The sequence below is a fragment of the Arthrobacter sp. A2-55 genome (assembly GCF_025548615.1).
Lineage (GTDB): Bacteria > Actinomycetota > Actinomycetes > Actinomycetales > Micrococcaceae > Specibacter > Specibacter silviterrae.
In genome coordinates, this window is record NZ_JAJLOZ010000012.1 from 53,777 (window position 1) to 67,599 (window position 13,823).

A 13,823-nucleotide genomic window follows, 5' to 3' on the forward strand; every position below is an offset into this window, starting at 1 on the left:
GCCCAGTGCTTGGAGCGGCCCACACCGTGGGCCTATTTGGCCGGTGTAGTGCTTGTGGTTTGCTCTGCTGTGGGCAGGTACTGCTTGGGCATTGGTGATCCCGGGAACCACTTCTGGTACAGCTTCTTCCAGGTTCCGTCATGCATGGCCGCCTTGAGTCCCTTGTTCAGTGCAGCGAGAAATGCTGGCTTGCCCTTTGCCACGGCGAAGCCTGCTGGAGCGTCAAAGGATGGGATGTCGGCCGCGCTAACGAAGCCGAACTGCTTCTCATAGGATTTGGCGTTTTCGTAATCCAGGAAGTGGGCGTCAATCGTGCCGCTGTTCAGGGCGGAGATTGCCGTGTTGTTGTCGGGGAACCGGACGATATTTGCGGTGGGGAAGTTTTTCACGGCGTAGGTTTCCTGCAAGGTGCCCTGCACGACGCCCAGACGCTTCCTAGCCAGCCCGTCAGCATTGGTGATGCCTGACTTTTTGGTGGTCATCACGGTGAGGTATCCGGCCAGGTAGCCGTCGGAAAAGTCAACGGTTTGCTTGCGTTTAGCCGTGATGCCGATGGCTGCGACACCGACATCGAACTGGCCGTTCGCTACTGCAGCGAGAAGACCGGAAAAGTCCTGGCCTGTATAGACAACGTTATCGATTCCGGCCCGGTGAGCCACGTTCTTGAAAAGCTCCACGTCGAAGCCAGTAAAGTTTCCCTGGGCGTCTGTGTATGCGTAGGGTTTGGCATCACCGAGGCTGGCGACGCGAATGGTTCCTGGCTGGATCAGGCCAAAGGGGTTGGAGGTCGGGCTGGCTGTGGATGCACCTCCGCAGGCGGAAAGTGCGAGCACGGCGGCCAAAGCAGCAGCTGTGATGCCCCCGGCTCGGAGCTTGTTGGGTTTGAACATTTTGAATTCCAATCGTGGTGAGGGCTGTTGAGTGCTGTTCTGGTCTTTGGGGTCAGGCTGGTGGTGTGGTTCCCCTTGCTGAGTCCGGTCTCAATCGCTAGAGTTGAGACCGGACTCACAATGGATAGTAAGACTGTAATTCATCTCACAAGGGCCGTCAACAGGTCTCTGGAAGGAAAAATGAATAATTCTTCAGGCCGGCGCCGGGATGTGACAGTTGCCGATGTCGCCAAGGAAGCGCAGGTTTCCAAGGCCCAAGCGGCACGCGCCTTGGGAGACTATGGGGCTGTCAGCGACGAAGTGCGTGAACGTGTCTTGGCGGCAGCCGAGACCCTGAACTACAGGCCAAACGAGCTCGCCCGGACCATGAACACCGGAAAATCGCACACGATCGGCGTCGTGGTTGGTGACATTGAGAACCCACACTTTGGCTTGGCCATGAGGGGAATATCGGATACCGCCAAAGCCTCAGGGTTCGACGTCATTTTGATAAATACCGGGGAAAACCTCGACGCTGAAGTTGATGCGGTTCGAGTGCTCCTCGACAAACGGGTAGACGGCTTTATCGTGGCACCTGTGTCATCCCCTGACAGTGAGCACCTTCACCGTGTTCAAGAATCCGGACGACCGCTGGTCCTATTCGATCGAAAGGTCAGCGGTCTTGACGTCGACGTGGTCGCCGTCGATATGACGGCCGTGGCCCGCGAATCCACGGCGGAGCTGATTGATGCTGGCCACGAGAGGATAGCATTCATATCCACCTATCGATCTGAACAGGCCTTCCGTCACGGCCTGACCATCACGTCTTCGCCAATTGCCGAGCGTCTGGCCGGGATGGAACTGGCGTTCCAGAAAGCAAGATTGCCTTTTCCCGACGACTTGGTCAGGTTTAACGCCGGAGATCCCACCTCTGTTGCACAAATCACCAAGGATCTGCTGCTCGACTCTCGTGCGGCGACCGCCATAGTTGCCTCGGACGGCTTGATCGCTTTAGGCGTTGTCGAAGAAATCCAAAAATTGGGACTCGAAATACCCAAGGACATTTCTTTCCTCATGTACGACGACTTCGCTTGGACACGTCTGATCCGCCCCCCGCTTACTGTCATTTCACAGCCGGTGTATGAGATGGGAGCAGCCGCTGCGACGGCCGTGGTCCGAAAAATCCAGCGAACTTCGACAGGCACCAAGACCCCAGACTTCAAAGCCAAGCTGGTGAACAGGGGTTCTGTTGGGCGCGCCAAGTCGATCAAGTCAGCCAACATGTGCCCCGAAATTTATGGCGCACTCTAAACCTTCATTTCTGGTTGTCACGTTCGAGTAACCCGTCAACCCGTGCGATGTAGAACTTCTGGACCGGGACGTCCCCACAGTTTTTGCCGTGGAGTTGGAATTTACATCATCCCCATACCGCCGATTTCGGGGCCGCGCGCGTGCGGTGGCTGGTAGGCGTTGTGGCGGCTGGTGGCCCAGTCGGCGAGGATGCCGTTGCGGACGAGGTGGTCGGTGAGTTGGGCCAACCGGTAGTCGGGGTCGGCGTCGAGGGCTTTTTGGAAGCATTGGTGGGCTTTGCTGCCGTGGCCTTCCCACCATTGGATGACGCCGAGGCTGGTGAGCACGGGGGCGGTGTCGGGGCCGTCGGCGCGCATGTAGAGGTGGAAGAGGACGTCGGTGGCGCGGTCCACGCGCTGCCAGTGGGGGCTTTGGGTGGTTTGGCCCAGCAGGAGGTCGCGCATGCTGTCTTCTATGCCGGGGATGTCGGCGATGAGCCGGTCGCGGACCGTGATGAATTTGAGGTAGGCGATGAGTTCTGCGGCTTCGTCGTCGGTGGGGTCGGCGGCGCCGTCGAGCATCCGTGCCCAGAGGGTCCTGGCTTGTTCGGTGGCGTCGTGGGGGTTCATGGCTTCGATGCGGTAGCAGTTGCGCAGGACCTTTTGGCTGAGGTCGGTGGTGGCGGTGACGGGGATGTGGAAGCCGGGGGAGGGTTCGATGCTGGAGCCGCGGAAGACGAGTTCGGCGTTGAGTTGGCTGCCGGTGATCCCGTCCAGGGGGTGCTGGACGGGGTGGCGGGTGTTCATGTGGAGGTAGTTGGTGAAGGTGGTTTCGCCGACGAGCCAGCCGTCGCGGACGGTGATGCCCCCGTCGCGCAGCCGGCCGGCGAACTCCTCCAGCATGTCCTGGTGGGGGCGCGGGTCCCCGGGTGCCCAGGGGGTGTGTGTGAAGATGCCGAAGACGACGCCGGTGGCCTGGTGGTCGGTGGTGATGTAGTGCATGAGCTGGTCCGTGTACCGGGCGGTGTCGGTGGCCGGGGTGGGGAGGTTGACGCGGAGGCTGGCGCCGATGCGGCGCCCGTCCAGAAGGATGCAGACCAGGGATTCCTGGGGCCAGAAGCCCAGGCTGTGCCCCATGAGGGCGATGAAGTCGTCAGGGGTTTTGATGCTGAGCTTTTCCATGATGCCTCCCGTGTCGGGCCGGCTGGTGCCGGTGTCACCTGTTCATGGACGACGGCGGCGAAAACTACGTGACCAACCGCGGGCTGGGTGCCCTAGTGGCCTTGGAGGAGTTCTTCTGCCTGGTTGACGAGGGCCCGTTCGCGGGGGAGCAGGGCCATGCCGCGCAGCTGGGAGTCGCGGATCTCGATCACGCGGCGGTGCAGGTGCGCGGTGGCTTTCCCGGTGACGGGGTCGAGAATCGGGGTCCAGCGGTTGCGGAGCAGGTATTTGCGTTCGGTGCTGCTGCGCCGCCACACCGGGGTCAACAGGGCCATGAGCCAGCGGGAGCGGATGTTCCGGCGCACAAGTCCTGGCGATTCGCGGAAGCGCGGGAGCATGAGGCCGATGCTGACCAGGAGCACGGCGAGGGTCTCCAGAAGGGTGAAGGACCAGTTCAACCCGCCCAACACCGGCGCACTGGGGGTGGGGGATTCCTCAATGACCCCCAGGGCGAGCCGGTTGCCCAGGGCCAGGGCCATGAGGATGCAGCCGGCGGCGAAGGCGCCGACGCCGGACTTGAAGGTCCTGCTGCGCATCCTGGGCAGGAATCTCAGGCAGGTCAGGGCGACGTCGGCGCACACCCAGATGATGAATGCCGAGCCGGCCCACAGGAAGAGCTGCATGCCGGGTTGGGTGCCGTAGGCCAGGGGGAGGTTCTGGTTCGTTGTGTCGACCCGGCTGGTGGCGAAGCCGGCAACCACGCAGGCCCCGGCCGCGGCGGCTGCGAGCCGTCCGCGCCGGAGGTGGCGCCGCCGTCGTGCCTGGTCGGTGAGGGCGGCCAGGACGGTGGCGGAGTGGAATTGCCAGAAGCCGGCCATGATCGCTGCGATCAGGGCGAGGCCGACGTGGTTGTGGCCGCCCAGGAAAGGGTCGGCGGCGTTGTAGACGGCGGGGATGAAGAGGGTGCAGGCGACGGCGGCGAAGAACGTGGCGCGCAGCACGGACGCGCGTTCCTTGTCCAGGGCAGTGGGGATCCGGATCAGGGTGAGCAGCCACAGCATTCCGGCCGGCACGTAGTCCATTAGCCGAAGACCTTGTGGAAGCCGGCCGGGTCGTTGCCGGTGCCGGGTGTGTGGTGGTTGATGCGGGCGGTGAGGACGTCGGCGAGCATTTCGGCGGCGGCTTCGGCGCTGTCTTCGTAGCTGGTGCGGCCGAAGACCTGCAGCGGGGTGTCGGGGAATCCGGGCAGGTCTGTGAGTGCGAGGGAGGTGGCGGTTTGGTAGTGGCCCAGGATCAGGTGGGCGAATTCGTGCAGGATGATTTGCTGCAGGTGCCAGGAGGATTTCGGTGGGGCGTGGACGACGAGGATGTGGTCCTGGTAGGTGGCGCACATGCCGCAGAGGTCGTCCCCGCGGATCGTGTCCAGCTGCGTGATGGTGAGGGGGCGGCCGTGTTCGGTTTCGATCCGCTTTTGAATCGTGTGGATGTCGGGGTTTGAGCCAAGATCCAGCCGGCGGTTGGCGTTCCGGACCAGGCGGCGGATCTTCGGCTTGTTCACGGCAGGGCATCCGGTGCGCTGGATCGGGCCTGCGTTCCACGGGTGGAAGGCGCCGAAGTGGTCGCCCCGGTGTCCGTGCAGTGTATGGAGTTCCCCCGAAGAATCATCCGCCAACCCGTCACGCTGTGTTCAGCGGCAGTCCCTGGCCGCTGTTTAATTCGTGTTTAATTCATGGTAAATCCGGCTGGAGGGTGCTGGCCAGTGTCGGGGCGGAAATTCAGCCGTGGTTGTTTGTGTGGTTCCAGGCCAGAAAGTTCCTGAGGCCGGTTTCGCCTTTTCGCATGAGGGCTGCGTGGGCATAGGTGAATGCGGGCGCGGCGACGGGGCTGAGGAGCGCCATCCAGCGGCTGGTGGGGCGGACCCGCCATTCGATGTCCATGCGGGTGTGGCCGTTGTCTGTCCTGGACAGGAGCACGCGGCCTTCGCCTTCCAGGTCGCCGGCGGCGTCGAAAGCAACAACTCGCGGGCTCTCGACGAGGGTCGGATGGTAGGCGACCGTGAGCGTGTAGCCCAGCGACGCCTTGAAGTTCAGGGTCGCGGTCGTTGCCAGGAGGAGCTCCTCCTTGGAGGCGCCTTCATGCGGTGCCCGCTCCAGCGGCTTGGCGTAGCTGCAGCCGGGCCACCACTGGGGCCACGACATGTCCGGATCGGCAATCACGTCCCAGACCTCCTGCTGGAAGTTCGGGAACGTCCAGGACGATGAGAGGTCATAGAGTCGGGCTGCCATGAGGAAATTCTTGCACGCCGTTCCGGGTCGGTGCCATGCGTTGCCAGACACGGCGCGACTTTGTTTCCAAGGTCCGGTGGATTGGTGTTGCAAGGTGCGCCGGTGCCAATGTCGGTGCCTGCGCCTACACTGGAATAATCGAACCCAATTTCTAGTAAGTGGTGTGTTATGACTCATGTATCGAATGTTTCGCTGGTAGACTCCGCCGGATCCGCTCTGGGCCTCCTGATGGCCCCGAGTGCGGTGGCGGCCGGGTACCCCTCCCCGGCACAGGATTATTTTGACGGCAGGATCAACCTGAATGAGCACTTGATCATTCTTTAGAGGGTTCAGGGGTGTTGTGAACTTGGGTGAGGGCGCAAAGGAATTACTGGGGCAGATCCAGCTTCTTCCTTCAAGTTGTCCAATCTATGGGTAAGCCTTACGGTCTTGATCTGTTCTTGTCGTAGTTCTTCTTGGAGTACGTTGATCGCCCGTTCAAGGGTGGCGCACAGCGCCTTCCAGTTCTCCGCGCGTTCATGCGTGCGTGACTGCAGTTCCCGTAGGCTGGCCGCTTCCGACTTGAGTTTTGCAATGTGTTCGTGGAGCTGAACCTCGGATGCTGTTGGCGGGTGTGCCGCGTCGCGCAGGTAGGCGAAGCGATCCTTGAGGTCGAGAGAGCGGTAGAGCACGTGGCGGCCGAGCTGCGCTTCCCGGGCCAGGTCGCTGATGCTGGTCGCGCCGACGGGCACCCGTTGGGGTTGGCCGAGGAGGATTCGCTGCATCGCGGCGAGGATTGCCCGGCGGGACGACTCATCTTCATTCTCAATTTCCGCGTTGTCGGGGATGGCTGCCGGCTTATTCATCGCTGACGCTTTCCTGCGGCGCACTGTTGTTGCGGCAGATTCGAGTGGATCGGTGCTGGCTGACAATGAGCAGGTTGCGTTCCGAACGTGCCAGGAAGGCCTGGGCTAGTGGCAAGGGCGAGAGCTCCGCATTGGCTTGCAAGGCGGCGGCGTCGGATTCCAATTCTTGGAGTTGGCCGTCCGTGCGCGCACAGTTCAGGCAGCCGTCCACACACTCGAGGAGACTGGGCTGGTCGTCTTTTCCCGCGAGCTTGATCTTGTGGCACAGGGCCCGCTGTTCGTCGTACACACACAGCGCCACCGCGGCCGGGTTGTCGTAGATCAGTAGTGTCCTGTCTTTGCGCAAGCGGCGTTCGTCAGCGGGGGTCAGGTCTCGGGGTAGCTTTTCGGTGGCCGCGAAGGCCCGATCGGCAGCGGGCCCGCTGAGACCTTCGCCACGATCGAGCAGGGTTCGCAGGTGGTCCATGGTTCGCCGGCGGTGGGACCAGTCTTCTTCGAGCAGGAGGTCGTTCATCCCGGACTCCTTGGTCCCCGCGTAGCCTCCTCCGATGAGAGTGCCGAGGTGTTGGTATTGGATGGCTGTGGTCGTTTCACCGTTGGGACGGTTGTGGATGAACCAGGCAAGGGTGCGTCGAAATCGTCTCAAGGTGATCGCCCCGTCAGGGTCCTCAGGAATTTGGAGGGCCTGGGGGTTCACGCAGTGGGGGACGAGGCGCTCGTTGATGAAGGAAACGAAGTCCTTGATCCAGAGTGTCACGGTCGAAGGCTCTCTCTGCCGCCCCGAATCGGAGAAGAGCAGACCATCGTTCCTGCCGAAGAGCTGGTCAATCCGTTCGGCTATGTGAATGGCTTTCGCTGCTACGGGAATTGTTGCCCACGCCGCCTCCTGTCCGTTTCCCAATATCCCGGATTCATCCGCCCGCCGACCCTTCCATACTCGGCCATGTATCAGGTGCAGCCTCGAACCTCCCCGGCGTTCGAGGGGTGTTGGTGCCGCGCCGTGTTGCCACGTGCAGATTTCTTCCGGGCGGGCGCCCGTAAGGTAGCCGGCGACGATAATGGCCGCTGTGCGTAAATGGCCCACCAAGGGGCCCGGCAAGGTGTTGCGGCTGATCGAGCGGGGTTTGACATCGTACACGCCGGTGGACGGGATCCACTGTCGGCCGTGGAACCGGCCCTCAACCTTGAAATCAAGGGCGGTGAGGGCGGTGTCTTTGGATATAGCCGGTCGGACGCGCATTTTTGCCAGGGCCCTGCTCAAGTAAAGCGTGTCGATCCGATGGTTATAGGAAACTACGCCCCACCCAACCTCCTCGGCTCGTTTGGTGCCCGACCAGGCCGGCGCGGCGGGCAGTGGCGTTTTGGTGCGCACGTATTCTTGCAAGAGAGTGCGGGCTGCGTGGTGCTGGCCCTCACCGGCCGGCAAGTTCTCAATCCGGCTGTGCAGGTGTTTATGGGCGTCGATAATGTCGTCGGAGAATTCGGTCACGAAGGCTATTGACCATTCCAGGAGCGGCCCCATGGTGGCCTGCGATAAACGCTTCGTCGCATTTTCGCGAACACCGGTCCGAGGCTTCCACGCTTCACGATGCCAAACGGGCTCGGGCCATTGGAGAGCCTCGGGCAGCCAAGGGTTGAGGTGCCAGACACGAATCAGACATTCAAGGCTTTTACGCTTCGTGTCCACGGACGAGCCGGAAGCATCTATCCTGCGCCGGCAGTCGTTGAGGTGCTCCGCATCCAAGTCACCGGGAGTGAGGACTGGCGTCGCCGGATGCCGTTCGGACCATTCGCCAAGCAGCCAATTCACATGGCCCCTCAGCTGGAAGAGAAGGTTGTCGATCGTCCCGACTTGCGGCCACTTGACGTAGTTTCCGTGGGCCTCGTTGGTGAGGATCTCAGGATTCCCGTGGTTGATCAAGACGTAGGCGACGTGTTTCGCCGAGTCACGAAACGCCACCGGCCAGCCATCAAATCTGAGCCGAGGCAAGGGACGTGAGGGATCGTCGGCCAGCGCATTCATCGGCCAGACATCCGCACCGAACGGTGCAATCACCGCGTCTTGGCGGATGCGATGCGAGGCAATGCTGGCAGTGGCGTCGGAAGGATAATCGAGCAGGGGGGCGTCGTGGAGTGCGGCATCAGCCAGACTTTCCGCCTGGCCATGGGACTGGGTCATCGTGGTCCTTCCTGCCGCAAGGCGGCAATAATTGAGGGCCGGTGAGCTTTGACCTGATCAGCCGCTGCCAGCCGTTCCGCCGGGGAGTGGCGTTCGACTATCGACTTGAGCATGTAGTAGCGACGAGCAAACTTCCTCTCCCAGGCATCGCCCAGGGCATCCCTGAGGTCTTCCAACACATCCAAGGCTGCCAGTTGGCGCGGCAGCAGGCGCGAGACTGTGGCCGCGTTCTCGCAGTCAAGGCAATCGAGAAAGGAGAAGTACCCCGTCGTGCAGGGCAGTCCTGTCTTCGGTTTAGTTTCCGGGTCTCGGCAATTGGCAATGAGCGCGTCCTTCGACTCGCCGGAGTCCTGCCCTTCACGCATCCGATTCTGCACTTCAAGGCGTGCCCGGTCCATGGCTGTCTGGATGCCGGCGGCGGCTTCGAGCTGTTGTTCTGCCAGGGCGAGGGCGTCCGTACGGACGTAGTGGAGGTAGGTGGACGGATTGTGATCGGTGGGCTCCTTGGCAACGCCTTGATGGGGGACGCTGCGGCGCAGGCGTTGGAAATCAATGCGTATCCCTTCCGGAATCCATGATGCGCCGTTGCCGTCTCGGGTTCCCGCACCCTGTTGATGTGTTGCTGAGGGGACACCGAAGTGGGGCTTGTTCGCGGTGAAAGGCCACCGGATGAGCAGCCGCTGGGAGGGCTGGTTATTGTGGGCCAGCCACGTGCGTGCCGGCTCGGTCGCTTCGGCGATCATGCGCACGTCCCTGGCTGCCTGGTCGTTTCGATCAGTATTGTCCGTGAGGATCTCGGGCCAAAACCGTAGCCCGGGTCCCCGGCGCGGTTTGTCGAGATCAAGCTGTACCGTGTCGGCATCAATCTCGACGGGCATTCCCGACATCACGATGGGAGAGAGGTTCAACCCCCGATGGCAGGCCATCAGGACCGCGGCGGCCAGGACCTCATCACCGTCCAGGAAAAGATGTCGACGGGCCACGAATCGTTGACGGTAGTCATGCGGGCCCAAGGCGGCCAACGACCTAAATCCGGCCTTGCTTTGGGGCATCCCCAGGGTCATCAACTCGTGCAGGGCAAGGCCCTTCGCAGTGTCTGGCGCATTGCCTGCACCATGTTCAAGCGCTTCCAGATGCGCTGCATGAATCCGGGCATGCGCGTCTTCGATCACTTTTCGGGCTGCATCGCGGATCCTCACAAAGTCACGCTTGGAATACCTTTCAATCTGTGTTTCCGGCTTCGACCACCCCTGCCTCTTGTTGATCTCCCTCCGGGTCGCATCGGACGTAGTCCCTGCAAAGCGCAACAGCGTGCGCACCCTGTTGAAGTAATCGTCCACAGTGGTGCGGGATCTTAGCCGGAGCAGTTCGGCGTGGTAACCGCGCAAATGGAAGGGCGTGATCTCGGCGATGAATTCCACCCGGGAAACCGACCGATCGGCGCTGGGCTCCTCCACGTACTTGAGGAAGTACGACAGTGCCCGCTTGATCGCCAAGACACTGAATGTTCTCCGCCCGCCCCTTTCGCTGGCACTCCAGGCAAGAACCGCTTGGGCGAAATCCCGGCGCAGGGTCTCCGCACCGGCCATTCTTGACAGATCCACACCATAGTTCGGGGCGTCCTCAAGGTGCAGCGTGACAGCCAGGCCAGGGCCTGCATCGCCGGAAGGCCCCGAGGCCTGCAGCCCTGGCGGAGGCTGCGCTGCCCGTTGTCCGCTCATGAGGTGTGGAAACCGATCAGCGGATTCGTGGCTGACACGTGGTCCCACATCTGTTCAATGGTGGCGCCCCGAAGCAAGCTTGATCGCCGCAACCCCTTAACTGGTTCCAGATAGACCCGTTTGGTGGTCTCAACGGAGGAGTGCCCGAGTAGGTCCCGAACCTCATCGAAGGCCTGGGCGTAGTTCATGACCGTGAAGGGTGATGCGTCGTCGAATCCAAGATGTTCATCAATGGCCCGGATGCCTGCCAGAAGCACAAAAAGGGCAAAGGTGAACCTCAAGGAATGCGGGGTCACCTTCACCGTTGGTGAAACAGCTCCCAGCAGAGTGCGCGCCGCCGTCACCCGGTCGTTGGCCGTATCGAACACTTTGTCCCACGAGGCTGCTTGCAGTGGACTTCCGTCCTCCTTCAGCCACAACCAGGCCGGCTCAAGTTGCTGGTCCTTGACCAGATACAGGCTCGCCCGGGCCCGCGCCGTCATCGTTTCCACGGACAAGACACGGCCATCAGTCAACCTGACACGCTGACCGGAACGGCTCTGGAGTACCTCAACGACCTCGAGCCGGCCCTTTACTTCGTCGTAACGACCCGCGGCTTGTGCACGCCGGATTGCATCGGTGCGTTCCCCGACCTTGTATTGGTGCAGGCTGGTCAGGCCAAGGTCATTCATCACCCTGTAGTGCCGTCGCACGCGGCCCTTGCCGACAATCGGAACTTCTTCCTCAATGTTGGTCCCGGGCTCAAATGCGAGCAATTTCCCAGCTTCATCCAGCCTGAGCCCGGTCGTCACGAGGTAGTCAGCAAAGGCAACATTTCGTGCCGTGTTGCGTGACCTTGCTGCCACATTTTGCAGACCAGCCACAATCCGCCCCTTCGGATCTCGCAAGGCGTCATAGCCTCGCAGACCCACGTCCCGCCACATCGCATACTCCCCAGGAGTAATCCATCGGTCCCGGGAAGTCCGTGCGTTCTTCTCGCGATGCCCTCCCACGGTGCCAGGGTCCAGGAGCCGGTCAGTATTTCCTGCCGGATTGTGCTCTATCCAGCCCTCCTTCGTTGCCCACTCATAGAAGTGCCGCAGGGCAGCCCAACCTTTGTTCCACGTTGCCGGGCCGACTAGTTTTGGGTTGCGGCTGTCGTAGACGCGCCAAATTTGGAAGGTGCGAACGTGCGAATGCTGTGCTTCAAACCATTCAACATCCTGGGTACCAAGGAAGGTGAACCACGTTCTCAGCTCCTTGGCGTAAGTCAACGCCGTTGATGGGCGGTCGGAGGGGTAGGCGTCCCGGAAGTAGTCGCCCAGCCTGTAGTCCACGAGTCCAGGGGAAATCAAGATGGGCTGACCGGGAACGATGCCGACGGCGGCCTCGCGGTCGGCGACGTTGCGCCACTCGTCAGCCAAGGGATGGAATCCACGGGGAACCTGGGAGGGCCCGCCTGAAATTCCAAGCACCCATGAGACCTTGCCGCTATCCGCCGCGTCCATAAGGCACATCCTAGCTAGACGTCAAAAGACGGGATCATTCGGCTCGCACGAATGCTCACGGATCGGGATGCCGAGGGCGGTTTCTGCGTCGTCGTCCTCGCGCCAAAGTGAGGTAGCCGCGGTACTGGGTTGCGGCTTGGTGTCATGGGCGCGAATCGAGTTGCATGGATTCCTTTGCCGGGTCCTTGGCAGCGGCGGGGTGGTGTTGGTCCTTGCGGTGTCTGCGTTGTTTTTGGATGTGCCAGGTGATGGCTCCGGCGATGACGATGCCGAGGATCGTGAAGGTTGTGATGTGGCCGAAGCTTTTTGCAAGGCTGAGGTAGGCGTTGCCTGCGAAGTATCCGAGCAGGACCACGGCGGTCCCCCAGATGGCACCTCCTGCGGCGTTGAAGAGCAGAAAGCGCCGATAGGGCATCCGGGATAATCCGGCCAGGGCCGGCATAACGGCCCGGAAAAAGGCGGTGAAACGGCCAAGAAAGACTGCCATGCCGCCGCGGCGTGCCAGTAGTTCACGCGCATTTTCCAATTTCTGCTGTCGCTTCCGCAGCAATCGAAGCTGTAATATCCGTGGTCCGAAGTGCCGCCCGACCTCGTAGCCGACAGTGTCACCGAGAATGGCTGCCAGAACTACCAGGACCGTGATCAGCCACAGGTCCAGTCGCTGCTGGCTCGCCAGGACGCCGCCGAGGATCGCTGCCGTTTCTCCGGGAAGGATGAACCCGATGAACAATGCGTCCTCGGCAAAGACCAAGGCGGTGATGAGCAAGTAGGCCACCACAGGGCTAACCTGCAAGATTGCCCCGATCATCGTATTGATCACGGTCCCACCGTCCTCTCCGGGCTTGCCCCGAGCATTTCACAGGCGTGCTGAGAGGACCCTGAGGAGCTTGGGCTACCGCCACAGCGGTGCCCTGGTTGAGCCTTTGCTGACGGTTCAGTCGAGTTTTGCTCAGCCTCTAGGTAAATTTGTGGCAGCTCGGGCCGGCGGGAGAGGCGGGCCACCCAAGCCGCTGGCACTATGACTGGGTTGCTCCTGCGTGGAGGTCTTGAGTACTTGCTAAGAACGGCACCGGACCATCACTACGAGCCAGCGCGGTCGTACACCGCTGGGAGGACCGCCGGGGCGGTTCCAGATGCTGCTGTTGCCCCTGGACTTGAATTTGTCCAGTAGGGCCAATCTCGGGCCGGGTCTAGTTGGTGGGCTGGATCCGGATGACCGTGCCCAGGGTCGTCGCACTTTCTCCGCCAAGCAGGTAGGCCGCACCGGAGACGACAGCGGCAGCGGGCATTGACACGGCCTGTGGCAGTGTCCCTGCCTTAACGACCGTTCCGGTTGTCGGATCCAGCCGCCAGATGATCGAACTTGGGTGGCCGTTGATGATGCCTCCGAGGACCAGCATGGTGCCCTTGATCACCACCGCCACGGCATGGTCCAGGGCTGCCGGGAGGTTTGCGGTGACGGTCGCGGCGCCGGTCGCGAGGCTTATCCGCTGAATGGCGGTCGTCGGGGCTGTCCCTCGGTCTCCGCCGATGACCCATAGATAGTTGCCCATGGCAGCGGCCGCGCCGTAACGGACTGGTACGGGTAGTGTGGCGATGGTTTTGAAGGCGGTTCCGTCAGTGGTGGCCAGCACCGACGAATCCGGTTTCGCACCATCAAAGCCCCCGACCACGTAGGCGGTGCCGGTTCCGTTGCCTGCCACGGTTAGGTCTGCGCGCAGCCGGGGCAGGCGCCCAATGATCGTTGACGATGCCTGGCCGGGGGTATAGGCCTGCACTGCGCCAAGGACTGTCTCAGCGCCGCCGCCAAAGACGACGTAGCGGGATCCCAGTCGGGCGCCACCGGCGTCGTGGACCGGTTGGGACAGTGTTGCGATGCGAGTGGATTTACCGGTGGAAGGGTTGATGCGCAGGATGTCCGCGGAGGAGGTCCCCGAGGGGGTGAGCCCACCCATGAGCAGAAGGGTCGTGCCCTCAGGCAGTGCGA

12 protein-coding genes and 1 pseudogene are annotated in these 13,823 nt (G+C 61.9%); 2 read left to right on the plus strand and 11 right to left on the minus strand.

Annotated features, from left to right (window positions below; genetic code table 11):
* Positions 1-32: 32 nt before the first annotated feature.
* Positions 33-890: an ABC transporter substrate-binding protein gene (locus LPN03_RS05495; RefSeq protein WP_262453431.1), complete on the minus strand. Its 858-nt coding sequence runs from the start codon at positions 888-890 to the stop codon at positions 33-35.
* A 180-nt stretch (positions 891-1,070) separates the two neighbouring features.
* Between LPN03_RS05495 and LPN03_RS05500 the strand changes: the two genes are divergently transcribed.
* Positions 1,071-2,180 (plus strand): LacI family DNA-binding transcriptional regulator, encoded by a 1,110-nt coding sequence (locus LPN03_RS05500; protein WP_262453432.1) that lies wholly within the window; start codon positions 1,071-1,073, stop codon positions 2,178-2,180.
* Between the two features lie 101 nt (positions 2,181-2,281).
* Here LPN03_RS05500 and LPN03_RS05505 read toward each other — a convergent pair whose 3' ends face one another.
* The 4 genes from LPN03_RS05505 to LPN03_RS05520 form a co-directional block, all read right to left on the minus strand.
* The gene (locus tag LPN03_RS05505; RefSeq protein ID WP_262453433.1) at positions 2,282-3,340 is read right to left on the minus strand and encodes a DUF4192 domain-containing protein; all 1,059 of its coding nucleotides are present in this window, start codon (positions 3,338-3,340) and stop codon (positions 2,282-2,284) included.
* 92 nt (positions 3,341-3,432) lie between these two features.
* On the minus strand, positions 3,433-4,401 hold the full coding sequence (locus LPN03_RS05510; RefSeq protein ID WP_262453434.1) for a hypothetical protein: 969 nt from the start codon (positions 4,399-4,401) through the stop codon (positions 3,433-3,435).
* On the minus strand, positions 4,401-4,877 hold the full coding sequence (locus LPN03_RS05515) for a hypothetical protein (RefSeq protein ID WP_262453435.1): 477 nt from the start codon (positions 4,875-4,877) through the stop codon (positions 4,401-4,403). The genes LPN03_RS05510 and LPN03_RS05515 overlap by 1 nt, the downstream gene beginning before the upstream one ends.
* A gap of 217 nt (positions 4,878-5,094) precedes the next feature.
* Positions 5,095-5,604, minus strand: coding sequence for an SRPBCC family protein (locus LPN03_RS05520; protein WP_262453436.1), 510 nt, complete (start codon positions 5,602-5,604; stop codon positions 5,095-5,097).
* Between the two features lie 228 nt (positions 5,605-5,832).
* Between LPN03_RS05520 and LPN03_RS20920 the strand changes: the two are divergent.
* Positions 5,833-5,919: pseudogene (locus LPN03_RS20920) on the plus strand (LexA family transcriptional regulator); the annotation flags it as partial.
* 14 nt (positions 5,920-5,933) lie between these two features.
* On the opposite strand, the gene LPN03_RS05530 reads toward LPN03_RS20920, so the two are convergent.
* From LPN03_RS05530 to LPN03_RS05555, 6 genes are all read right to left on the minus strand, one after another.
* On the minus strand, positions 5,934-6,449 hold the full coding sequence (locus tag LPN03_RS05530) for a hypothetical protein (RefSeq protein WP_262453437.1): 516 nt from the start codon (positions 6,447-6,449) through the stop codon (positions 5,934-5,936).
* A complete protein-coding gene (locus LPN03_RS05535) occupies positions 6,442-8,628 on the minus strand; it encodes a hypothetical protein (RefSeq protein WP_262453438.1) in 2,187 nt (728 codons plus the stop codon). Before LPN03_RS05535 ends, LPN03_RS05530 begins: the two co-directional genes overlap by 8 nt.
* Positions 8,625-10,124 (minus strand): hypothetical protein, encoded by a 1,500-nt coding sequence (locus LPN03_RS05540; RefSeq protein ID WP_262453439.1) that lies wholly within the window; start codon positions 10,122-10,124, stop codon positions 8,625-8,627. Before LPN03_RS05540 ends, LPN03_RS05535 begins: the two co-directional genes overlap by 4 nt.
* 221 nt (positions 10,125-10,345) lie before the next feature.
* Positions 10,346-11,752 carry a site-specific integrase gene (locus LPN03_RS05545; RefSeq protein ID WP_262453440.1) on the minus strand — a complete coding sequence of 469 codons (1,407 nt, stop codon included), beginning with the start codon at positions 11,750-11,752 and terminating at the stop codon, positions 10,346-10,348.
* 226 nt (positions 11,753-11,978) lie between these two features.
* The gene (locus tag LPN03_RS05550) at positions 11,979-12,656 is read right to left on the minus strand and encodes a DedA family protein (protein WP_262453441.1); all 678 of its coding nucleotides are present in this window, start codon (positions 12,654-12,656) and stop codon (positions 11,979-11,981) included.
* Between the two features lie 370 nt (positions 12,657-13,026).
* On the minus strand, positions 13,027-13,823 hold a 797-nt coding region (locus LPN03_RS05555), incomplete at its 5' end, for a Kelch repeat-containing protein (RefSeq protein ID WP_262453442.1).

Bases quoted from the DNA above. Each gene is read 5' to 3' on its own strand.
- LPN03_RS05510 (WP_262453434.1), bottom strand. From the start codon at position 4,401: ATGGACTACGTGCCGGCCGGAATGCTGTGGCTGCTCACCCTGATCCGG.
- LPN03_RS05495 (WP_262453431.1), bottom strand. From the start codon at position 890: ATGTTCAAACCCAACAAGCTCCGAGCCGGGGGCATCACAGCTGCTGCT.
- LPN03_RS05500 (WP_262453432.1), top strand. From the start codon at position 1,071: ATGAATAATTCTTCAGGCCGGCGCCGGGATGTGACAGTTGCCGATGTC.
- LPN03_RS05530 (WP_262453437.1), bottom strand. From the start codon at position 6,449: ATGAATAAGCCGGCAGCCATCCCCGACAACGCGGAAATTGAGAATGAA.
- LPN03_RS05520 (WP_262453436.1), bottom strand. From the start codon at position 5,604: ATGGCAGCCCGACTCTATGACCTCTCATCGTCCTGGACGTTCCCGAAC.
- LPN03_RS05505 (WP_262453433.1), bottom strand. From the start codon at position 3,340: ATGGAAAAGCTCAGCATCAAAACCCCTGACGACTTCATCGCCCTCATG.
- LPN03_RS05535 (WP_262453438.1), bottom strand. From the start codon at position 8,628: ATGACCCAGTCCCATGGCCAGGCGGAAAGTCTGGCTGATGCCGCACTC.